Below are 21,003 nucleotides of genomic sequence, written 5' to 3' on the forward strand. Positions count from 1 at the left end.
GGTTGGCTGGCCGGACTGCGGGTCACGCGGGATGATCACGTCGTGGCTGAACGCCTGAACCATGACCTGGTCTTCGTGACCTTCCTGGTAGGTGTTGCCCACGGAGTCGGCGGTGAAGGCGCCGGCAGTGATCAGGCCTTGTTTTTCGCCGGTGACCGACATGTACGCTGGTGTTGCCATGGGAGGTGCTCCTTGCGGATTGAGTTAGGGTGCCCGGGAGGCGAAATCGCCCGGTGGGTGCCTGACTGTTATCAAGGAGCGTGCCAGAAATGAAAAACCCCTATAAATCCGTGATTTATAGGGTTCTGTTTTGATGGAGGCCGATCATGTCGGTGGAAACCCATGAAAAGTGCGCAAGAAGTTGCGCAGTACTGCGCAACTTCTTGCGCACTTGGCTGGAAGCCACGTCGTTCAAGGCCTCCAGCGTGCTGTGTCAGGCATTTCACGGAATAAGTGCGCAACTTCTTGCGCAACACCGTTTGGGCTGACCTCAAAGCCGCAGCCGCAAAGTTTCAAACAGCGCACGATCTTCCTTTTTGGCCGAACGGGCATGGCTTCGTATGACGAGCAACAGACACTCGATGAAACACGTGGCCGGGTTGCTTAGCGCGCTGTCGCGCCGCGTCACGACACTCAGTTGCCGGGTGTCGAACTGTTCCTCCAGCTTCAAGGACACCAAGCGTCCCAGAAATGGCGGTGCGGTGCTGACGATGGACGGTCCCCAGGCGCACATGTCGGCCCGTTCGACCAGCACCTGCAAAAGCGCGAGCGAGTGAGCACGCACGATACGGCTTTCTTCGATCTGCGCGCCGTGATTCCAGAACAGCTCCCGCATCAGCCCGTCGTGCCCGTCCGGTGCGTAGTTCAGAACCCAGGTTTCACCCAACAGCTCGTGAATGGATCGCGCGTGCTGCAGGGGATGCCCCTCGCGAACCATCACGGAGGTCTCGTAGTCGAGCAACGTTTCGCTGGCGAACTCCTGGCTCGATAGAGCAGGGTGGAGCTGGCCAACCGCGAAATCCATGCTGCCATCGCGCAGCAACGGTTGCGCGACGGCCATCAGTCCTTCGAACAACTCCAGTCTGATGTGTGGCATACGAGTGCGGAAAGCCACCACCACCTCAGGCAGGAATGTCAGGGCGACCCAGGGCGTGATCCCCACGCAAAGCCGGCCTTGGGCATTGCCACGCATATGATCGAGTTCGGCCTGTGCGAGCTCCAGTTGCTTGAGCACCAGCCTGGCGTGAGTCAGCAGCACTTTGCCGTATTCCGTGAAGCTCAGGCCGCTGACGGTTCGATTGAAAAGCGGAAGCTGCTGGTTGGTTTCCAGCTCGCGCAGCGCTTTGGTGACGGCGGCCTGGGAAACATTCAAGGAACGCGCGGCCGCACGGATACTGCCGGTCTCGGCGCTGGCAATCAGCGCCTGCAATTGATGTAGTTTCATCCGCCTACCCAAATGACAACTGATGGTTGTCATCATAACCAAATTGCGCCTCCCCAGCCCTGCAGCCGTTCCCTAAGATCGGGCCCAGCAGCGTTTGCTGCTGCACAGCTTCCGTCCAAGGAGAACATCGATGAATGCCAGCCCGGTTCTACCTGGTATTGCCGAGATACAAGATGAAATGGTTGCAATACGTCACCGCATTCATGCGCACCCTGAACTGGGATTTGAAGAGTTCGCCACTGGCGAGTTGGTGGCAGCGTATTTGACTCAGTGGGGTTACGAGGTCACGCCTGGGGTGGGCAGGACGGGGGTGGTTGGCACCCTGAAGAACGGCGAGGGCCGATCCATCGGTTTGCGCGCCGATATGGATGCGTTGCCGATACAGGAAAACTCGGGCGTGCCCCATGCCAGCCAAATCAGCGGGGTGATGCATGCCTGCGGCCATGACGGCCATACGGCCGTCTTGTTGGCGGCTGCGCACTGCCTGGCCCGGACGCGGCCGTTCAAAGGCACTGTGCACCTGATTTTCCAACCGGCGGAAGAAGGGCTGGGCGGCGCCAGAGAAATGCTGGAGGACGGCCTGCTGGAGCGGTTTCCGTGTGACGCGATCTTCGCCATGCATAACGTGCCAGGCTACCCCATCGGCCATTTGGGCTTTTACAACGGCCCCTTCATGGCGTCCGCCGACACGGTAAACATCAGAATCATCGGCAACGGTGGCCATGGTGCGGCGCCGCACAAGGCCATCGACCCGGTGGTGGTCGGTGCCTCGATCGTCATGGCGCTGCAAAGCATTGTTGCGCGCAACGTGAATCCGCAGGAAACGGCCGTTATCACAGTAGGTTCGTTGCTTGCCGGGAGCGCCTCGAATGTCATCCCGCCCCATGCGGACTTGAGCTTGAGCGTACGTGCGCTGACTCCAGAGGTGCGCGATTTGCTGGAGTCCCGAATCACTGAGTTGGTCAAGGGGCAGGCCATGAGTTATGGCGCCCGGGCCCGCATCGATTACCAGCGCTGCCACCCAGTGCTGATCAATGACCCCCAGCAGACGGCATTTGCCCGCGAGGTCGCTCGCGACTGGCTTGGAGCGCAATGCCTGATCGATGATTTGCGGCCTTTCACGGCCAGCGAGGACTTTGCTTTTGTCCTGGAAAAGTGCCCGGGCAGCTATCTGGTGATCGGTAACGGTGAAGGAGAGGGGGAGTGCCCGCTGCACAACCCTGGCTATGACTTCAATGATGAATGCCTGCCGATCGGTGCGAGCTACTGGGTCAAGTTGGTCGAACGTTTCCTGAGTTGATCTCCAGTTGTGCCTATAAAAACTGCGACCTGAAGAGAACAAAAAATGAAAAAAGTGATTGCGGCCGTTTCCCTGGTGATCTTGAGTGCCTCTGGTTTGGCGGGTGCGGCCGACTGGTCCGGTAAAGTCTTGAGGCTGGGGGTGGACCCAACGTATCCGCCGCTGGAGTACAAGAACCAGGACGGCACCCTGACGGGCTTCGGCGTCGACATCGCCGAGGCGTTGTGCGCCGAACTGAAAGCCCGATGTGTCTGGGTGGAAAGCAGTTGGGATGGAATGATACCGGGGCTTCTGGCGCGCAAGTTTGATGCTGTGGCGTCTTCGATGACCATCACCCCCAAACGCCTTGAGCAGATCGCCTTCACCGACAAGGTGTCCAACGCACCATCGCGGCTGGTGGCCAAACGTGGCTCAGGACTTGAGCCCACGGTCGACTCGCTCAAGGGCAAGCGGATCGGTGTGGAGCAGGGATCAACCCAGGAAAGCTACGCCAAAGCGGTTTGGGGGCGGAACGGGGTAGAGGTTCTTTCCTATCAAAATCAGGATCAGGTCTACGCCGATCTTGTGGTGGGGCGCCTGGATGCTTCGTTGCAAGGCGCCATTCAAGCCAGTTATGGCTTCCTGAAAACAACGCAGGGTCAGGACTTTGAGCTTACGGGTGTCACGCTGGATGATCCGACTTACTTTGGCGTGGGCGATGGCCTTGGACTGCGCAAGGCTGATGTCGCGTTGCGTGAGGACTTGAACAAGGCTTTGGCCGCCATTCTTGCCAACGGCACTTATGCGCAGATCAACAACAAATACTTCGATTTTGATGTCTACGGTGCCAAGTAGCATCGAGCTGACCAATGCCGGCAACCTCGACCTGCCATTGTCAGAGCTGCGACGGCGCCAGCGGCCCCAACGGCTACCGCCTGGCGCAATCCTCCGAGTCCGTCATATCCAATTGATTCATAAGCCATAAAAAATTCTTGTAGCGTGCTCGCGGCATTGCTGGTCAAATGCGCTGCCAGGAGTTGGTCAATTGATCAGGTCGAATGATCATAATACTGATGGCTACCAGACCGATGGGATAGTTGATGACCAAACCATCTCCTTGGCCTGGGTGCCTATATGGTTAGAGGGTTGGTATGAGAACAATAATCGTCGCATCACTGGTGGTATCGCTTGCGGGATGCGGGCTGAACGAACAGCCGGCTGAGAAACCCAATACAGACTGGGAGTTTCTTGGAAACTCCAGCGAGATGCAGCATTCCTCGTCGCTGAAGGCCATCAACAAGGAAACCGTTGGTTCACTGGGCCTGGCCTGGTGGGTGGATCTCCCGGTCAGTGACGGTCTGGTAGGCAACCCCCTGGTCAAGGACGGCATTGTTTTTCAAGGAGCGCCCAACGGCCAGGTCATTGCCAACGATGTAAAGACCGGCCGGCTGATCTGGAATTTCAAAGATGAGAATGCGCAGCAGGGCTCATCGTTCGCAGGCTATTGGGGGCGTCGATTCAATCGCGGTGTGGCACTGAGTGGCAGCAATGTCGTCATCGCCTCGGGTGACTGCCGCCTGATCGCGGTCGACCAGCGCACGGGCAAGAAAGTGTGGGAGGCGACATCGTGCGACTCCGCCGACATGTACGCGATTACCGCGGCGCCACGGGTGGGCAATGGCTTGGTGTTCACCGGCAATGCCTGCCTCGACACCGGAACGACCCGCGGCTATGTCGATGCCTTCGACGCCAAGAGCGGTGCTCATCGTTGGCGTTTCTACACGGTGCCTGACGATCCCTCGAAGCCGCAATCGGCGCTGTATGAGAATGCGGCCAAGACCTGGGGCAAAGACTGGTACTCGAAGACCCACGGGTGTGGCAGTGCCTGGGATGCGATGACCTATGACCCGAAGTTGAACCTGCTCTACATAGGGGTAGGGGGGCCGGCGCCGTTCGATCCGTCCAAGCGTGGCGAACAGGCGGGCGATGAGCTGTTCACCAACTCCATCGTGGCCCTGGACGCCAGCACGGGCGAGTACAAATGGCATTTCAAGCAAACGCCCCAGGATGCTTGGAACTATGACTCCAGCGTCGGCATCATGATTGCCGACATCACCGTGAACGGGCAGTCGAAACGGGCGGTGCTGAGCGTGCCGAAGAGTGGCTTCGCCTACGCCCTGGATGCTCAGATCGGCAAGTTCATTTCCGGCGGTGCCTACATGCCGATGGAATGGGCTTCAGGATTGGACGCCAATGGTCGTCCGATCATGAAGCGGGAAGGGCAGTATTGGCTCAATGACGCCAAGCAGTACATGCAGTTGCCCAATGGCCTGGGTGCCCATGGTTGGGAAGCGCTGGCCTTCAATCCGGACGACGAGACGGTGTTCATTCCTGCCATGTCTCAGCCGACGATGGTCAAGGATGATCCCGACTCCGCGCTCGGCGGCCAGTCGTTCGAGCCCATTCAGCGCTCTGCCGATGGCCAGTACGAAACCTACGGCGAAACCGTTGCCTGGGATGTACGCCACAACAGCGTGAAGTGGCGGTCGCGCTTGCCGATGCCTACCAACGGCGGCCTGCTGCATACGGCCGGTGGCCTGGTGTTCCAAGGCACCGGTGACGGGCGCATGCAGGTGCTGGACGCAGCGACGGGCAAGACACTGTGGAGCCACGAGATCGGTGGCGCGGTAAGGGCCGCACCGTCGACCGTCATGGTTGACGGCGAGCAATACGTTCTGCTGGCGACCGGTACCGGCACTGCGGCAGCAACCGGGTCGCTGAACGCAGACGCGGCTTCCGCGCCGAAGGCCAGGACCACGCCACGGTTACTGGCGTTCAAGTTGGGCGGCGTCAAGGAATACCCACCGTTCGCACAAGTGCAAAAGGTGCCGGCGCCGCTCACGCCCCGGCAGCCAGAAGCACTGACAGCCCTTGGCCGCAAGCTGTTCGAGGGCAGCGGCTGCATCGAGTGCCATGGTTTTCGCGGCAACGCTGCCGGCGGCCGTGTGCCCAATCTCATCTACGCGCCACCACCGAGCTACGACTTCTTCGAAGCCGTCGTGCGCCAAGGCGTACTGTCCAAGGCTGGCGGCGGAATGCCGGCGTTTGCGGATTTTACCGATGATCAGCTCAAGGCCGTTTTTGCCTACCTGATCAACCAGGCTTGGGACGCCCACGAGGGTAAGGCGCCGGTGGCCGGCAATCCCTGAACGAACACAAGGTTTACGCGGCGGACAAGGACGGACGCTGCCTTTTATCAATTCACCAACCGAGAGAGCACGCACTATGTGGACCAAACCCAGCTATACCGACTTGCGCATTGGCTTTGAAGTGACGATGTACTTTGCCAATCGTTGAGTGCTGAGGCATTCGAAGGAGGCGTCAGCCTAGGCTTGACGCCTTCTTAACTGCCCTGCCTGGCATCAGAGACAGGAACAGGTTCGATCCTACGAACAAAGAAGGAACAGTCGGAATCGTCGATCGGGATTTTTTTGCCTAGGCTTAATCCGAGGCCAAACCGATTTCAGCCCGGGTGGTGGCCCAGCCGGGATGCCTTGGAAGCATTACGCCACCTGACTGTATGGGCAAAACACTTACACCTGACTCAACGGCAGGCCTTGATGTCTGTTCATTGTCGAAGCCAACGTTAGGCTAAGTGCTCTCCGCCTCGCTGAGTGGGGGCGGCAGTTGGCTATTCGAGTAGTTGGTGCTTCGAATATGTCTATCTGGGTCTTGCTCCGCCAATACCTGAATCTTGCGCAGACCCTTTGTTGCCGATCTATAACCTAACTGTGCAATGGCAAAGTAGGTGTGGATCGACATGTACATCACAAAAAGCTTCACCCCCCAAGAGCTGTTCGAGAAGGTATGGACTACTCCTGTGCTGAGGCTTGCTCGCGAAATCGGGGTATCCGATGTCGGTCTGTCAAAGGCCTGCAGGAAGGCCGGCATTATCCTGCCGGCGCGAGGGCACTGGGCAAAGCCTGAGGCAAAAAGGCCACAGCGCCCTAAGCCGCCAGCGCAAACCGACCTGATTGAGTTCTCTGTCTTGGACATCCAGAAGGCCCAATTGGGCGTCGAGATGAGGGTAAAACCTGAGCCGTTGCTGGTTGCGGTATCCACAGAGTTGGTTGAGCCTCATCCCCATGTGAGGAAATGGCTCTCTGCAGCTCGCAAGGCCAAAGTGGTGGAGGGAGCGCTGGATCTCTCAAGTTCATGCGTTCTGTCAGCCCGAGTCTCCAGTGATTCGATAGCCCGCTGTGCGCTGATTTTCGACACGCTGATCAAGGAGAGCGAAAAGCGTGGTTATCTTTTCTCCATCACTGCGAGTGCAACCCACGTAATCGTGGATCATGAGCAGCTAAAAATCTCGATCAGTGAAAAGCTGAAACGGTTCGAAATACCACGGCCTCCACCCAAACCGTTAAGGCCAGGCCAAGCCTGGAGACCAGATTTTGCCGGTTTGTCCAGATCCAGATTTGGATGGGAATCGACAGGTATTCTCACCTTGTCAGTAGATGTCAGGACACTGACTCAGGAGAGAAAAAACTGGACAGACAGAGACAAAGAGCAGATCGAAAAAAGACTCGGGCAGGTGCTTATTGCTCTCCCAAGGTTGGCCCAATCAGTAAAAGCAAAGCGGGCGGCTGATGAAGATTGGCAACGCAAATGGGATCGTGATCAGCAACTCAAGCGAGAGGCTCACGACGCAGAGGAGCGCCGCGTGAGGCTGCAGACTTCTCTGGTGTGCAATACCGAGTCGTGGGAGCGGGCCATGCGCATTGAAGCGTTCATCCAAGCCACCATCGACGCGACGCCACAGGATGAGCAATCCCAACAACAACTTGCACTCTGGGTTTGTTGGGCCCGCCATGAAGTGCAAAGGCTCAATCCGTTGGTCAACGGCGCCTCGGCGGTAACCCGCATGAGCACATCCGCCACTGTTGTTTACGGGGAGCAACGTTCCTTCTATGGCTTCAGATCGGTGAAGCTCCATGATTGGTGGGCCTAACTCAGTAAAGCCCAGGTTCAATTCGTAGGTCAAAATGTATGAAAACGAAGTTGAGGATCTGATTAATGCAAAAGGCTGAAGCTGTTTATCCTGACGAGTCGCAAAAGGAAATTTGTGACAAGTATGGAATGCCTGTGCAAGTGCCTGAAGAAATGGTCGCCGTTGCCATTGACTCGCTTGGCCAGTCACCGATTTACGGTACGAGAGTTCAATTGCCGGAAGGCGGAAATATCAGCTGGTTCATTCATTGTGGTGAGTACTCGGCAGCAGATGACTTCTACAAGCCGGTTCATGTTCACCACCTCAGTGAGATGCTGCCAGAGGTTGTGAATTATCTCTGCCTGCCCACTGGAGCAAAATTCATTATCGACACAGCCGGTTATGAAGATGTCTGGATGGAGACGTAGGAAAGGGTGAGATCGGATCACCTCCGGTTTCATACCTGATGTATCCAGTAGACCAATTTGGACAGCCAGAAGTCTGGTCAAAGGAATGACAACATGAAAGACGCAATCCGCTTGGGTGACTCCACCACACACGGTGGCAAGGTGCTCGAAGCGTTCTCCCAGACCGACCTCAACGGCAAGCCGATTGCCGGGGTCGGTCACAAAGTCAGTTGCCCATTGTGCAAAGGAGTTTTCCCGATCGCAGAGGGCAGCAGCACCTACACCGTCGACGGCACGCCCATCGCACTGGACGGCATGAAAACCGCCTGCGGGGCTGCACTGATTGCCAGTGGCCCGAAAGGCGCCGTGATCAGCTAAATAAAAATTTGAATTTCGTCTGAGCCCATGTTCCCGGGCGCGGCTTGTTGTCGCGCTTACTGGGGGCAATGCGCCTGATACACCATTTCCGCTACCCCCAGGCCTGCTGGCTGGTAAGACGCTTCCATGACTGACACCGCTGCTGTTGTAAAACGTGAACCCCAGGTTGCCATCGTTCCGTTGAATGCCATCGACATCCAGGACGTTGCCAGTAGCGCCGCGACTTTGACAGCCGACGTGGTCAGTCCTCTTATCGTTATGACCCGGTCGGTAGATTGCTCAGTGCTGTGAGCCGTTTGGGCGCAGAAAACTTTGATTTCGACCCGGCGGGTAACTTGTTGGATAAAAAAACTGTTGAGACTCGCCGTCCGCTGGAGTTGACGCCACCACACAGCAAACTGCTCGACAACCTGCTGCGGGAATACGCCGGCACCCACTACGAATACGATGAGCGCGGCAATCAGATCAAGCGCTGGCAAAACGGCACGTACAGCCAGATGCGCTGGGATCTGTTTGATCGTCTGTGCATTTCGATGACGCTCGGTTGTCGGTTCAGTATGTCTATGACGCCTTGGGGCGACGTTTGCTCAAACACTCGAACGTGCATTACAAACAAAGGTCGGAGGCAGGCTCGTTGTGGAACCGCAGCGAGCGGGCGCGGGTGCAGCGTGAACATGGCTGTGGTTTCACGCTTTACGGTTGGGATGGCGATAACCTAGCGTGGGAGAGTCGTCTTGCGCAGCAGGATGGGGAGGTGGGGAGAACGGTTCACTACGTCTTCGAACCAGGCACGTTTATTCCTGTGGCCCAAGCGCTGACGCATAGCGCTATCAATCTGATGGGATTGCCGAGCTACGACGAAGACTACAGTGTGGATGAGGATCCATTGTGGAATCACTCGCCGGTATCGCCACCTATTGACGTGCTGACATGGTATCAGTGCGATCATCTGGGCACGCCTCAGGAGCTGACGGATCAGAACGGTGAGGTCGCTTGGAGTGCGCAGTACAAGGCTTGGGGGGAAGTGCGTGAGCAGCGTTCGGCCTTGGCATTGCAAGAGGGGGTGACAAACCCGATTCGATTCCAGGGGCAATATTACGATCATGAGACTGGGCTGCATTACAACCGGTATCGGTACTATGACCCTGGCGTTGGGCGTTTTATCAGTCAAGATCCGATAAGGTATTCAGGTGGACTGAACCTATATTTTTATGGGCCCAACGCCATTGGGTTAGTTGACCCGCTTGGCCTAGCAGGCCACAAAGTTGGAGCAAATACTGCTGGTCCAGACGTATTGGCTCGTGGTGTGCATGTGAATGTCAACGGTTCCGGATTGCCTCCTGCAGGCGGTCACATTTCCTTGAAACCGAACAGCGAGGGAACTCATGTCGTGCTCGAACCTGCTGACAAGGCCACGCGTGATATGAGCAAGTCTCAGTGGGGAAAAGCTTGCGAATGCGTAATAAAGTACCTTGATAAACAAAGTAACGTAGACCGATTGGCTAAAGCCGCTCAGGCGGGGGTTGATGCAAATCCTAACTCCGGTCGAGTACCGGAGTTAAAACAGTTAGGTTCTATTCTAGGTAGGCATCATGCCGCTGGAACAAATCCCATAGCGCGCTAACGTAGGGTGGTTATGCTTTCAACGAATTTTTACGGATTTATTGATTTTTTCATGGGCGGAGAAATTGAGCTTCAACCAAAAGATGTTGGATTGAATAGCTTCTCCGAATCAGAGTTTTTTGAGAATAATTATGAGCTAATAGGGGAGTCGTCGGATTTTCACTTTTTTGAAAAAGCCCACGACGTACCGTATTTCAATCGAAAGGCAATAATACTTTTAAAGTATTATTTTAACGGTGATGAACGCTTGGGGGTGGGACTATCCGTGACAGGAGGGGTGCGGTTAACTTCATTTCTGAAGAGATTGATAACTTCCTCGGATAAGAAACTCGAGATTACTCCTCAAATGGACTTTTATTTTTCTGATGACTTCCACGCCGGCGCTGTGATTATCAACAAACGAATGGTTGTACGCTTCGAACAATGGGGGAAGCGTAATGCATATGTAATTTCGACGCTAGAATGTGATTTTGGTAAGGAAGAATTTGGTTCAATGGCAACGCAGGCAGTGATGAGTATGTTCGATCACATTAGTCAACAGTCGATGCTTGATAATCCTGAAAAAAAGACGAGCGCATACGGTCGTCTAGTCAATAAGCTGAAAATACTCTCAATATGAGTTTTCGTAGTGGGATGGACTGGTAGAAGTCATATGGGTGCCTAGCGCCGCTAGGTATCCACCGTTTTCACTCGTCGCCCTTACGGCTCGCTGCTGATGTCTAATCTAGCGTCAGCAGTGTGTCTGGGCTCATGCCACGGGTTTAATCAGCGCGAAGGGTCGAGTTTTAAATTGGATTTTTCGGCTTCTCGTCTGGTTGATTCTCTGGGTGTAAAGCCTTGGCATCGGAGTCGCACGTGCCACACGGTCATACTTGCCGGGACGAAAGCTAGACGGTAACGGAGGAGGGTGCCGGTGTCTGTCCGGCTACGGACGCTACAAGTCCGATGCACAGTTCATCCCTCAGGGAAGGGAGCAACACTATGGCAGCAAGCTTTAAATACGATTCAAAACCCTCCTCACCTCAAAGGTCACTAGGCTCTGTACGAAAAGAGATGTCGCAAACACCGCATAGAACAAGCCAGTGAGACCATGGCAGCGTAGCTTTTCGCGAGTTTGTCGAAGCGCGTTACGATCCGGCGGTTCTCTTTCAGCCAGCCAAACATCCGTGGGATGACGGGTTGCATTCGATATTGGTCGCAGTAGCGGCGTAGCGCTGTCCACTGGTGATATCTCACGATTTCGTGCCGGGAAGCCAAAACCATAGCTCTAGGATGGGTCTAGTGCAGAGCAGTTCTCAGCCCAGTTATTCCAACAAATATTTTAGGAAAACTCGCGTCAGGCTTGATCTTCAGCAATCCGAGCGGTGGATTGGCGCGGAATTCTGCCTATGCCGCCAGAGCGTTCGGGCCCAGAAGTGTCTCGTCAAATCTTCACCAAAAGCGCTGCGGGTTATGTCTCGCGATTTCTTCGAAATATAGATAACTTATTGTTTTTATTGGAATTTATCTTAATTTCGCAAGCGTGGATACGCGACGTTGTCTCACGATTGATTGATAGACTCTGAGCTAGTAACAAAATGAAGGAATAGGCTGAAACCCTCGCAAATAAAGGCTTACAGGCCAACTGCCGGCTACACGGTAGTCTCATAATTACGTTGCAACAGTTGGTGAGGCCTGCACTACATTTTTCGTAATGCCCAGTAAAATCAATCTGTTAAGCGCTTTTCGAAGCAACGTCTATTTATATCGCGATTGCCTCAGATGCCATCGCAAACGACTGATTTTACGTCAAACGGGGTTTCTTGGAATTCCGACCGGGGATTGGTGGAAATGGACAGCTCATGAACACATCTGACATGGCATCTGGTTTAACATAATATACATTATGCGTACTTTTATGTGAGGCGTACCGAGCCGTCCTGCCCAGATTGAAAGCCACCACCTGGGCTACTAGAGCCTCTTTCCATTCCCTCAACCACCGGCTTGTCAATAGCACACTTGAGCGACTGTTCCGGATCCAGCCTGGTGTTAGGCTTCAATCGCGTCACCTCACGCGAATGGCCGATCTGTTCAGATTGTTGGTTCATGCAGGTCTGGCCAATGCATACGCTGCATGTCAGATAACTGAAGGGATTCGAACATGAAAAAGTCCATAGCGGCTCTGGCCGTATCCGCGACGCTCGTACTCACCGCAACGGTCGCGAACGCTTCCGTGCATCCGACCGCCATCAAGGCTCCGCAAACCGTCAATCCGGTGACAGCCTCACTGGATACGCCTTTCGGAACGCAGGCAAAAGCCGGCGAGATCAAGTTGGCGAGTCTGGCTAGAAGTTGCTCCGATGAACGCTATTCCTGGTGGGAGTACAGCGGCTGGGAAATCGTTGGCTGTCTCGTTAGCGGCCAGTGGTAACTGTTAAGGCGGCCCTGGTGCGTGAGCGCGCACCGGGCCTGTCAATTGCGCCCTGTCCCGTCCCAACTAGGCATCACAACGCCAGTCTGTCGATCAGATCCCGATGTTGCGGAAACCGCTCACAGAGCTCATCTCGTTCGCCCAGCCTCATGTCCGCATAGTCGAAGCCCGGCGATACAGCCTCGCTGATCAAACCGAATCCGTTCGCCCCATCCAGTAACCGCGAGGCCTTCCAGACACCGCCAGGCACGTAGAGCTGCAAGTGCTGGCCGGCCAAGACATCGGTGCCCATCACGACGGTTTTCAAGGTGCCGTCAGGCAGGATCAGGCTGTACTCGATCGCGTCGCCCACATGGTAGTAATGAACGATGTCGGATCGGTTCAGATGCAAATGCCCGATGGGCGCATTCTCGGTCAGCAAGTAGTAGATCGACGACATCAGAGGACGCTTGCCACCGGGCGTGTCGATCATGGGTTCGAGATCGTTTTGATACGTGCGCCGGTAGAAACCGCCTTCGGTGTGGGGTTCCAGGTTGAGTGCGACGGCCAGTTCCCGTGCGTCATATCGGTTCAATCGTCCAGTCCTCGCTGCGCTTGGTGTCACGATTAATATAACTACACTAAACAGTCATTTAGCGTAGTTATAATTTATTTGAATATTCGTCATCCATATCCCCACGCCACCGCTTGCGCGCATGCACGTAAGCCGCCAGATCGTTGTAGCCCAATTGAGCCGCGATTTCCGCCCGGCTCAGCCCCTGCAGCTCCAGATACTGTTCCGTCTCCGCGCGCACCCGGTCAAACAGCTGGCGGAACGTCAGGCCTTCCTCTTCCAGTCGCCGGCGCAACGTCCGGGCGCTTTGATGCAACGCTTGCGCCTGGGTTTCCAGGCTGGGCTTCTGGCTCGCGAGCAGATCCTGGCGGATCCCCTGCGCCACCCTTCCCGCCCAACCGCTCAGTTGATGCTGACGGGCCAGGCGTCGGTCCAGTTCCTGGCACAGCACCTCCATCATCCCGACATGTGCGGTAAGCAGCGGCCGCTGCAGACTGGCGCGATCGTAATACACACGATTGTGGCCGCAGCCGAACCGTACGTCCTCGCCGAACCACTGAGTGTATTCGGCGTGATAGTCAGGCTTCTCATGCGCGAAGCAGGCTCGCTGCGGCAGGATCGCGCTGTCCATTCCGGCCCGCAGCACGCTGACTGACATCACGCAGTAGTGCTCAACCACGTAACGCACCAGGCTCGCCGGCGCATCGATGCGCAGCTCCACGCCGAGCCAATCACCCTCCTCGACCAGTTCCACGTGGTCCATGTCCGACGCCAGCGACGCGTAGCGCGCCCAGAAGCGGATCGCCTCTTCGAGATCGGCGCTGAACAGGCAGGCATGGGCCAGCACGTGCCAGTCCTGGCGGCGGAAATGGGAGAAAAGATGCAGGCCGATGGCCGGATCATGGACGGCGGCCTTGGCCCAAAGCTGTTCCAGGGCGACCATGCTGTAGTGGGTTCGCGGCTGTGAGGAACGGCTGTGGAGATAACGCTCCAGCACCCGCCCCAACGGCCCGCGGTGAAACCGCTCCGGCATCGGGTTGGCCGCTTCTCGGGTGATTCTGTCCGTTTTGCGCATATCGTGCGGCGGGCCCTTGGTTTTTTATTGTCTGGCACCGGCCTTGTCGGCCCCAACCAGAGAGTGCCATGAATACAACAACAATAACCAACAGTCCGATCCCGATCATCAGCGCCATCCTGATCGGCTTCATCCTCCTCGAAATCGCCTGCGCCTGTTTCCGGCAGCCCCGTGCCCAACGCCGTGACGCGGTCATCGAAATCATCGGCTCAGGCCTGCTGATGGGCGTCACGCTGCCGCTGGTGACATTCCTCAGCGCCTGGCTGCTCGACCGTTTCGCGCCGCAGACCAAAGACAGCCTCGCCGGCCTGCATTGGCTGCTCGGGCTGGGCCTGTTCCTGGTGCTGGACGACATGACCCAATACTGGTGGCACCGCCTCAGCCACAAGGTGCCGTTCCTGTACTCGCTGCACCGTGCCCATCATTCGGCGCCGTACATGAGCATCCGCATCGTCTACCGCAACAACAGCTTCTATTACCTGCTGATGCCTGGGCTGTGGTTCTCCGGCGCCCTGCTCTACATGGGCCTGGCCCCGGTGTATTTCGGCTACCTGATCGTCAAGATGCTGGTGATTTTCGGGGCCCACAGCAGCGTGCCGTGGGATGACCGGCTGTACCGCATTGCGGCGCTGCGCCCGTTGATGTGGCTGCTGGAACGCACCATCTCGACCCCCGCCACCCACTCGGCGCACCACGGGCTGAATGCCGACGACGGCGTGACCCACTACAAGGGCAACTTCGGCAACCTGCTGTTCTTCTGGGACGTGCTGTTCGGTTCGGCCAGGATCACCCGGCGCCGGCCTGAGCATTACGGCATCGAGGACATGCGCCCGGTCAGTTGGCAGCACGAGCTGTTCTGGCCGCTGGTGCGCGACAAACGCCCGCAACCCCGGAAAACCGCCAACCAGGAGCTGGCCCAATGAGCCTGAACATCGTCCTCGTCGCCGGCTCCAGCCAGCCCGACAGTCAATCGGCGAAAGTCGCCAGGTACCTCGCGGGGCGCTTGCAAGACTTGCAACTTTGCAGCCGCCCCAACGTCATTGACCTGGGCCATGCGCCGCTGCCCTTATGGCCTGCCGAAGACACCCAAGGGATCTGGGCAGATCACGCCGCGTTGCTGCGCGAGGCAGACGCATTGGTTGTCCTCACCCCGGAATGGCACGGTATGGCCTGCCCGGCGCTGAAGAACCTGTTCGTCCACGCCGGCTACCGCGAACTGGGCCACAAGCCTGCGCTGCTGGTGGGCGTCTCGTCCGGCCAGGGCGGTGCCTACCCGCTCTGCGAGCTGCGTGCCTCAAGCTACAAGAACTGTCGCATCTGCTACCTGCCCGAACAATTGATCGTGCGTCAGGTGGAAACCGTGATGAACGGCCCGGAGAGCGCCGGTCCAGACGACCAGCGTATCCGCCGCCGCGCCGACTGGGCGCTTCACGTGCTCGGCGCATACGCCAAGGCGCTGGCCGGCCTCGGCGCCCGCCTGCACCCGGACGATCCGGAATTCGCCAACGGCATGTGAGGCCTTGCGCGTAACGGCCGGCCGCCGGGCTGGCCGTTGCGCGCCGTTGCGTCGCTCAGTTCCGCCGCTTCAGCGTCTCGCTGGGCAACTCCTTGAACAGGGCCCGGTAACTGCTGGAGAACCGCCCCAAATGCCAGAACGACCAATTCATCGCCACCTCGGCCACCGTGTTGGCCCCGCCGCTGCGGCCAAGCAGTTCGCGCCGGGCGCTGTTGAGCCGGCGCAGGCGCAGCCAATGGGTCGGGGACATGCCGGTGTAGGCCTTGAACGCCTGCTGCAACTGGCGCAGCGACACCCCGGCAACCTGTGAAAGCTCCAGCAGGTTGACGGTCTCTTCCGGCGAGTCCGCCGCCCATTCGCCCACGCGCTTCATGATCCTCCGCTCATCGGCCCTGCGCTGCTGGGCGCCGCGGTCCAGGCACAGCCGGGCGTTGTCGAGGATGAACAGGCAGTCCTCCAGCAACTGGCGGGTCAGTGCGTCTTTAGTCGTCGGGTCGAAGGTCTGCGCGAGCCGGGTCAGGGTCGCGCTGAGCCAGCGGCTGAACAGCGCGTTCTGCCCGCCGTTGAGCGGCGCCATGAACAGCCCCTCCAGCCGGGCCACGTCCAGGCCGTGCTGGCGGACGAAGTCCGGGCCGAACACCACGGCGATTTCCTGGTAGTTCTCCGGAGTGATCCAGATGTTGCGGCTCTCTTCGTTGAGCAGGTACAGCGCGTTGTCGCTGCGGTCGAAACAGAACGCCAGCGCCCCTGGCGGCGCACTGAAGTTCTGCTCGACGCGGGTGTTCATCTGCTCTTCGTAGACCTCCACGCCCTGAAGGTCCAGGTAGCGGATCCGCCCGGCGAAATGCCCCGGCGACATCTGCTGGTAATGCTGCACCCAACCCGGCGTGGCGCGGATCTGTTCGGTGACGTCGGCGGTGTCGAAGGCTTGAACCTGTATCGGGTTACACGTTGTCATGGGAGACCTTGCGCACTCTTTTGGTGCGCTTTGGTGCTGCTGAAAGTGGATAGATGGAACCGCAAGGCCCGCCCAAGATAGACGTCAACGCGCCACAGGGGAAGCCTGCGGCAGATGAAACCGTATTCCCGGCGCGTCAATAAAACCAACGACGAGGTCTTTATGAACGCCCCTTTCGATCAGCTGTTCACATGGCTGAAAGATCACAAGATTACCGAAGTGGAATGCGTGGTCAGCGACCTGACCGGCATCGCCCGCGGCAAGATCGCACCGACCAACAAGTTCCTGCATGAGCGAGGCATGCGCCTGCCGGAAAGTGTGCTGCTGCAAACGGTAACCGGGGATTTCGTCGACGACGACATCTACTACGACCTGCTCGACCCGGCCGACATCGACATGGTCTGCAAACCGGTGAGCGACGCGGTGTACGTGGTGCCTTGGGCCATCGAGCCCACCGCCATCGTGATCCACGACACCTTCGACAAGTTCGGCAACCCGATCGAACTGTCGCCGCGCAACGTGCTGAAAAAGGTTCTGCAGCTGTACACCGACAAGGGCTGGAAGCCGATCGTGGCGCCGGAAATGGAGTTCTATCTGACCCAGCGCTGCGAAGACCCGGACCTGCCGCTCAAGGCGCCGCTGGGTCGCTCGGGCCGTGCCGAAAGCGGTCGCCAGTCGTTCTCCATCGACGCGGCCAACGAATTCGACCCGCTGTTCGAAGACGTCTACGACTGGTGCGAGCTGCAAGGCCTGGACCTGGACACGCTGATCCACGAAGACGGCCCGGCGCAGATGGAAATCAACTTCCGCCATGGCGACGCGCTGGACCTGGCCGACCAGATCACCGTCTTCAAGCGCACCCTGCGCGAGGCGGCGCTCAAACACAACGTCACCGCCACCTTCATGGCCAAGCCGATCGGCGACGAACCCGGCAGCGCCATGCACCTGCACCAGAGCGTGGTGGACATCGCCACCGGCCAGCCGATCTTTGCCGATGCCGACGGCTCCATGAGCACGCTGTTCCGCCACCACATCGGCGGCCTGCAGAAGTACATCCCCAAGGTGCTGCCGATGTTCGCGCCGAACGTGAACTCGTTCCGCCGCTTCCTGCCGGACACCTCGGCGCCGGTCAACGTCGAATGGGGCGAAGAGAACCGCACCGTCGGGCTGCGGGTGCCGACCTCGGGGCCGGAATCGATGCGCGTGGAAAACCGCCTGCCGGGCGCAGACGCCAACCCGTACCTGGCCATCGCCGCCAGCCTGCTGTGCGGCTACATCGGCATGGTCGAAGGCGTCGAGCCGAGTGCTGCCGTGGAAGGCCGGGCCTATGAGCGGCGCAACCTGCGCCTGCCGATCACCATCGAAGAGGCCCTGACCCAGATGGAAGAGTGCGAGACCGTCGCTGGCTACCTGGGCGACAAGTTCGTACGCGGCTATGTGGCGGTCAAACGGGCCGAGCACGAGAACTTCAAACGGGTGATCAGCTCCTGGGAGCGGGAATTCCTGCTGCTGAGCGTCTGAATCCCTGTAGGAGCGAGCCTGCTCGCGAGAGGCCGACACAGCCAACATCTTCGCCGGCTGACAGACCGCTATCGCTAGCAAGCTAGCTCCCACAGGAAACACAGCAACCCGAAACACCGCATTCCCCTGTGGGAGCGGGATAGGGCCGACACAGCCAACATCGTCGTCGGCTGACAGACCGCCATCGCCAGCAAGCTAGCCCCCACAGAAAACGCAGCAACCCGAAACACCGCATTCCCCTGTGGGAGCGGGCTTGCCCGCGATAGGGCCGGCACAGCCAACATCGTCGTCGGCTGACAGACCGCCATCGCCAGCAAGCTAGCTCCCACAGGAAACGCAGCAACCCAAAAATTCCAACAATGCCAAGAGGTGTCGCCATGCGTCCGTTGAAATCCATGATCCCCGCCGCCCTCGCGCTGCTGTGCAGCGCCGGGGCCCAGGCTCAACCCCAGGTCAGCGTCTACAACTGGACCGACTACATCGGCGAGACCACCCTCGCCGACTTCCAGGCCGGCAGCGGGATCAAGGTCATCTACGACGTCTTCGACTCCAACGAAACCCTGGAAGGCAAACTGCTCGCCGGCCGCACCGGCTATGACGTGGTGGTGCCCTCCAACCACTTCCTGGCCCGCCAGGTGAAGGCCGGCGCGTTCCTCAAGCTCGACCGCTCGCAATTGCCGAACTGGAAGAACCTCGACCCCAAACTGCTCGCCCTGCTGGAGAAGAACGACGCCGGCAACGAACACTCCGTGCCTTACCTGTGGGGCACCAACGGCATCGGCTACAACGTCGACAAGGTCAAGCAGGTGCTGGGCGTCGACCACATCGACTCCTGGGCCGTGCTGTTCGAACCGGAGAACCTGAAGAAACTCACCCAGTGCGGCGTGTCGATGATGGACTCGGCCGACGAAGTCTTCCCCGCCGTCCTCAACTACATGGGCCTGGATCCGCGCAGCGAAAGCCCGGACGACTACAAGAAGGCCGAAGAGAAGCTGCTGAGCATCCGCCCCTACATCACCTACTTCCACTCCTCCAAGTATGTGTCGGACCTGGCCAACGGCGACATCTGCGTGGCCTTCGGCTATTCCGGCGACGTGTTCCAGGCCGCCAACCGCGCCAAGGAAGCCAAGAACGGCGTGAACATCGCTTACGCGATCCCCAAGGAAGGCGCCAACCTGTGGTTCGACCTGCTGGCGATCCCCGCCGACGCCAGCAATCCGAAGGAAGCCCACGCCTTCATCAACTACCTGCTCGACCCGCAGGTGATCGCCAAGGTCAGCGCCTCGGTCGGCTACGCCAACCCCAACCCTGCGGCCAAGCCGTACATGGACGCCGAGCTGGTCAACAACCCCGAGGTCTACCCGCCCCAGGCGGTGCTCGACAAGCTCTACATCTCCTCTACCCCGCCCCAGTCGATCATGCGTCTGATGACCCGGTCCTGGAGCAAAGTGAAGTCGAACAAATGAATCAGTACACCCAGGAACACACCCGCTCCTACTACGCCGCTTCCGCCCGCGCGGCCACGCCCTACCCGGTGCTGGACAGCGACCTGAGCGCCGACGTCTGCGTGATCGGCGGCGGCTTCACCGGCGTCAACACCGCCATCGAACTGGCGCAGCGCGGCCTCTCGGTGGTGCTGCTGGAGGGCCGGCGGATCGGCTGGGGCGCCAGCGGGCGCAACGGCGGGCAATTGATCCGCGGCATCGGCCATGACGTCGAAAGCTTCGCCCGCCATGTCGGCAGCGACGGCGTGCGCTACCTGCAACAGGCCGGGATCGACTCGGTGGAGCTGGTGCGCCGGCGCATCGCCGAGCACGGCATCGACTGCGACCTGCGCTGGGGCTTCTGCGAGCTGGCCAACACCGCCGCGCAGTTCGAGGCGTTCAAGGCCGAACAGGACCGCCTGGCGAAGTCCGGCTATGCCCATGAGACGCGGTTGGTGGCGCCGGAACAGATCCGCCGGCAGGTGGTGAATGCCGGCGTCTACCAGGGCGGCCTGATCGACATGGGCTCGGGTCACCTGCACCCGCTGGATCTGGTGCAGGGCGAAGCCCGGGTGGCCGCTGCGCTGGGGGCGCGGATCTTCGAGCAGAGCCAGGTGCAGGAGATCACCCACGGCGACACCGTACAGGTGCGCTGCACCCACGGCACCGTGCGTGCCGGCAGCCTGGTGCTGGGCTGCAACGCGCACCTGGACGAACTCGAACAGAAACTCAGCGGCAAGGTGCTGCCCGCCGGCAGCTACATCATCGCCACCGAGCCCCTGTCGCCGGAGCGCGCCGCCGAACTGATCCCGCAGAACCTGGCGCTGTGCGACCAGAAAGTCGGCCTCGACTATTACCGTCTCTCGGCGGACCGCCGCCTGCTGTTCGGTGGTGCCTGTCACTATTCCGGGCGGGATCCGGCGGACATTGCCGCGTACATGCGGCCGAAGATGCTCAAAGTGTTCCCGCAACTGGCGGACGTGCGCATCGATTACCAGTGGGGCGGCAAGATCGGCATCACCGCCAACCGCTTCCCGCAGGTGGGCCGTCTCCGGCAGCACCCGAACGTGTTCTACGCCCAGGGCTATTCCGGCCACGGCCTGAACGTCACCCACTGGTGCGCCAAACTGCTCGGCGAGGCGATCCACGCCGGCCACAGCCAAGGCATGGACGTGTTCAGCGGCGTGCCGCACATGACCTTCCCCGGCGGCCCGGCCCTGCGCTCGCCGCTGCTGGCGTTGGGCATGTTCTGGTACCGCCTGCGGGAAATCCTCGGCTGACGGCGGCGCCGGCCCGCATTTGCTCTCTCGCAAAGCACTTCTATATTGAGGAAGTGCTTTTGCGTTCCTGACGCTCATTGCCGAA

The 21,003-nt window shown here is 58.9% G+C and carries 20 protein-coding genes and 2 pseudogenes; 16 read left to right on the plus strand and 6 right to left on the minus strand.

The features are described from left to right. Both tssD and CAG41_RS16460 read right to left on the minus strand, forming a co-directional pair. Positions 1–180: type VI secretion system tube protein TssD (gene tssD / locus CAG41_RS16455; RefSeq protein ID WP_139834976.1), on the minus strand; the 180-nt coding region annotated here is incomplete at its 3' end. Between the two features lie 310 nt (positions 181–490). Beyond that, the gene (locus CAG41_RS16460; RefSeq protein WP_085632582.1) at positions 491–1,444 is read right to left on the minus strand and encodes a LysR substrate-binding domain-containing protein; all 954 of its coding nucleotides are present in this window, start codon (positions 1,442–1,444) and stop codon (positions 491–493) included. A gap of 130 nt (positions 1,445–1,574) precedes the next feature. Between CAG41_RS16460 and CAG41_RS16465 the strand changes: the two genes are divergently transcribed. The 10 genes and pseudogenes from CAG41_RS16465 (at position 1,575) to CAG41_RS28350 (ending at position 10,740) form a co-directional block, all read left to right on the plus strand. Then, positions 1,575–2,744 (plus strand): M20 aminoacylase family protein, encoded by a 1,170-nt coding sequence (locus CAG41_RS16465; protein WP_085707206.1) that lies wholly within the window; start codon positions 1,575–1,577, stop codon positions 2,742–2,744. Between the two features lie 45 nt (positions 2,745–2,789). Further along, complete coding sequence (locus CAG41_RS16470; protein WP_085632565.1) at positions 2,790–3,578, plus strand: ABC transporter substrate-binding protein; 789 nt, start codon at positions 2,790–2,792, stop codon at positions 3,576–3,578. 296 nt (positions 3,579–3,874) lie between these two features. Continuing rightward, positions 3,875–5,932: a PQQ-binding-like beta-propeller repeat protein gene (locus tag CAG41_RS16475; protein ID WP_085707207.1), complete on the plus strand. Its 2,058-nt coding sequence runs from the start codon at positions 3,875–3,877 to the stop codon at positions 5,930–5,932. 76 nt (positions 5,933–6,008) lie between these two features. Continuing rightward, a complete protein-coding gene (pqqA, locus tag CAG41_RS16480; RefSeq protein WP_063607997.1) occupies positions 6,009–6,080 on the plus strand; it encodes a pyrroloquinoline quinone precursor peptide PqqA in 72 nt (23 codons plus the stop codon). A gap of 463 nt (positions 6,081–6,543) precedes the next feature. Then, positions 6,544–7,734, plus strand: coding sequence for a hypothetical protein (locus tag CAG41_RS16485; protein WP_085707208.1), 1,191 nt, complete (start codon positions 6,544–6,546; stop codon positions 7,732–7,734). Between the two features lie 65 nt (positions 7,735–7,799). After that, complete coding sequence (locus CAG41_RS16490; protein ID WP_085582985.1) at positions 7,800–8,141, plus strand: hypothetical protein; 342 nt, start codon at positions 7,800–7,802, stop codon at positions 8,139–8,141. Between the two features lie 93 nt (positions 8,142–8,234). Next, positions 8,235–8,498 (plus strand): PAAR domain-containing protein, encoded by a 264-nt coding sequence (locus tag CAG41_RS16495; RefSeq protein WP_085582987.1) that lies wholly within the window; start codon positions 8,235–8,237, stop codon positions 8,496–8,498. 126 nt (positions 8,499–8,624) lie between these two features. Continuing rightward, positions 8,625–8,789, plus strand: a complete 165-nt coding sequence (locus tag CAG41_RS29025) for a hypothetical protein (protein WP_170930291.1) — start codon at positions 8,625–8,627, stop codon at positions 8,787–8,789. Further along, positions 8,726–10,122: pseudogene (locus tag CAG41_RS29030) on the plus strand (RHS repeat domain-containing protein); the annotation flags it as partial. The gene CAG41_RS29025 and the pseudogene CAG41_RS29030, both read left to right, overlap by 64 nt. Before the next feature lie 12 nt (positions 10,123–10,134). After that, positions 10,135–10,740 carry a hypothetical protein gene (locus CAG41_RS28350; protein WP_139834273.1) on the plus strand — a complete coding sequence of 202 codons (606 nt, stop codon included), beginning with the start codon at positions 10,135–10,137 and terminating at the stop codon, positions 10,738–10,740. 413 nt (positions 10,741–11,153) lie between these two features. On the opposite strand, the pseudogene CAG41_RS16505 reads toward CAG41_RS28350, so the two are convergent. Then, positions 11,154–11,333: pseudogene (locus CAG41_RS16505) on the minus strand (IS5/IS1182 family transposase); the annotation flags it as partial. A 928-nt stretch (positions 11,334–12,261) separates the two neighbouring features. On the opposite strand from CAG41_RS16505, the gene CAG41_RS16510 reads away from it, so the two are divergent. Continuing rightward, positions 12,262–12,531, plus strand: coding sequence for a hypothetical protein (locus CAG41_RS16510; protein WP_085582989.1), 270 nt, complete (start codon positions 12,262–12,264; stop codon positions 12,529–12,531). Between the two features lie 73 nt (positions 12,532–12,604). Here the strand turns inward: CAG41_RS16510 and CAG41_RS16515 are convergent, their stop codons facing one another. Both CAG41_RS16515 and CAG41_RS16520 read right to left on the minus strand, forming a co-directional pair. After that, entirely contained in the window at positions 12,605–13,105 is a 501-nt protein-coding gene (locus tag CAG41_RS16515; RefSeq protein WP_085582991.1) for a cupin domain-containing protein, read from the minus strand. A 67-nt stretch (positions 13,106–13,172) separates the two neighbouring features. Beyond that, positions 13,173–14,159, minus strand: a complete 987-nt coding sequence (locus CAG41_RS16520; RefSeq protein ID WP_085707209.1) for an AraC family transcriptional regulator ligand-binding domain-containing protein — start codon at positions 14,157–14,159, stop codon at positions 13,173–13,175. A 68-nt stretch (positions 14,160–14,227) separates the two neighbouring features. Here CAG41_RS16520 and CAG41_RS16525 point away from each other — a divergent pair, with 68 nt between their 5' ends. Continuing rightward, entirely contained in the window at positions 14,228–15,082 is an 855-nt protein-coding gene (locus CAG41_RS16525; RefSeq protein WP_085632557.1) for a sterol desaturase family protein, read from the plus strand. Next, on the plus strand, positions 15,079–15,675 hold the full coding sequence (locus CAG41_RS16530; protein ID WP_085707210.1) for an NADPH-dependent FMN reductase: 597 nt from the start codon (positions 15,079–15,081) through the stop codon (positions 15,673–15,675). Before CAG41_RS16525 ends, CAG41_RS16530 begins: the two co-directional genes overlap by 4 nt. Before the next feature lie 55 nt (positions 15,676–15,730). Here CAG41_RS16530 and CAG41_RS16535 read toward each other — a convergent pair whose 3' ends face one another. Beyond that, positions 15,731–16,633 carry a helix-turn-helix domain-containing protein gene (locus tag CAG41_RS16535; RefSeq protein WP_085582999.1) on the minus strand — a complete coding sequence of 301 codons (903 nt, stop codon included), beginning with the start codon at positions 16,631–16,633 and terminating at the stop codon, positions 15,731–15,733. Positions 16,634–16,795: 162 nt separating this feature from the next. Between CAG41_RS16535 and CAG41_RS16540 the strand changes: the two genes are divergently transcribed. From CAG41_RS16540 to CAG41_RS16550, 3 genes are all read left to right on the plus strand, one after another. Continuing rightward, a complete protein-coding gene (locus CAG41_RS16540; protein WP_085632553.1) occupies positions 16,796–18,154 on the plus strand; it encodes a glutamine synthetase family protein in 1,359 nt (452 codons plus the stop codon). A 377-nt stretch (positions 18,155–18,531) separates the two neighbouring features. Continuing rightward, positions 18,532–19,620, plus strand: a complete 1,089-nt coding sequence (locus tag CAG41_RS16545; RefSeq protein ID WP_085583003.1) for a polyamine ABC transporter substrate-binding protein — start codon at positions 18,532–18,534, stop codon at positions 19,618–19,620. Further along, positions 19,617–20,918 carry an FAD-binding oxidoreductase gene (locus CAG41_RS16550; protein ID WP_085707211.1) on the plus strand — a complete coding sequence of 434 codons (1,302 nt, stop codon included), beginning with the start codon at positions 19,617–19,619 and terminating at the stop codon, positions 20,916–20,918. Before CAG41_RS16545 ends, CAG41_RS16550 begins: the two co-directional genes overlap by 4 nt. Positions 20,919–21,003 lie beyond the last annotated feature (85 nt).

The sequence above is a fragment of the Pseudomonas sp. B35(2017) genome (genome assembly GCF_002113645.1).
Classification (GTDB): domain Bacteria; phylum Pseudomonadota; class Gammaproteobacteria; order Pseudomonadales; family Pseudomonadaceae; genus Aquipseudomonas; species Aquipseudomonas ekonensis.

Coding starts and splice junctions, on each gene's coding strand:
- CAG41_RS16460 (WP_085632582.1), bottom strand. CDS start 1,444: ATGAAACTACATCAATTGCAGGCGCTGATTGCCAGCGCCGAGACCGGC.
- CAG41_RS16465 (WP_085707206.1), top strand. CDS start 1,575: ATGAATGCCAGCCCGGTTCTACCTGGTATTGCCGAGATACAAGATGAA.
- CAG41_RS16470 (WP_085632565.1), top strand. CDS start 2,790: ATGAAAAAAGTGATTGCGGCCGTTTCCCTGGTGATCTTGAGTGCCTCT.
- CAG41_RS16475 (WP_085707207.1), top strand. CDS start 3,875: ATGAGAACAATAATCGTCGCATCACTGGTGGTATCGCTTGCGGGATGC.
- CAG41_RS16485 (WP_085707208.1), top strand. CDS start 6,544: ATGTACATCACAAAAAGCTTCACCCCCCAAGAGCTGTTCGAGAAGGTA.
- CAG41_RS16490 (WP_085582985.1), top strand. CDS start 7,800: ATGCAAAAGGCTGAAGCTGTTTATCCTGACGAGTCGCAAAAGGAAATT.
- CAG41_RS16495 (WP_085582987.1), top strand. CDS start 8,235: ATGAAAGACGCAATCCGCTTGGGTGACTCCACCACACACGGTGGCAAG.
- CAG41_RS29025 (WP_170930291.1), top strand. CDS start 8,625: ATGACTGACACCGCTGCTGTTGTAAAACGTGAACCCCAGGTTGCCATC.
- CAG41_RS28350 (WP_139834273.1), top strand. CDS start 10,135: ATGCTTTCAACGAATTTTTACGGATTTATTGATTTTTTCATGGGCGGA.
- CAG41_RS16510 (WP_085582989.1), top strand. CDS start 12,262: ATGAAAAAGTCCATAGCGGCTCTGGCCGTATCCGCGACGCTCGTACTC.
- CAG41_RS16520 (WP_085707209.1), bottom strand. CDS start 14,159: ATGCGCAAAACGGACAGAATCACCCGAGAAGCGGCCAACCCGATGCCG.
- CAG41_RS16525 (WP_085632557.1), top strand. CDS start 14,228: ATGAATACAACAACAATAACCAACAGTCCGATCCCGATCATCAGCGCC.
- CAG41_RS16530 (WP_085707210.1), top strand. CDS start 15,079: ATGAGCCTGAACATCGTCCTCGTCGCCGGCTCCAGCCAGCCCGACAGT.
- CAG41_RS16535 (WP_085582999.1), bottom strand. CDS start 16,633: ATGACAACGTGTAACCCGATACAGGTTCAAGCCTTCGACACCGCCGAC.
- CAG41_RS16540 (WP_085632553.1), top strand. CDS start 16,796: ATGAACGCCCCTTTCGATCAGCTGTTCACATGGCTGAAAGATCACAAG.
- CAG41_RS16545 (WP_085583003.1), top strand. CDS start 18,532: ATGCGTCCGTTGAAATCCATGATCCCCGCCGCCCTCGCGCTGCTGTGC.
- CAG41_RS16550 (WP_085707211.1), top strand. CDS start 19,617: ATGAATCAGTACACCCAGGAACACACCCGCTCCTACTACGCCGCTTCC.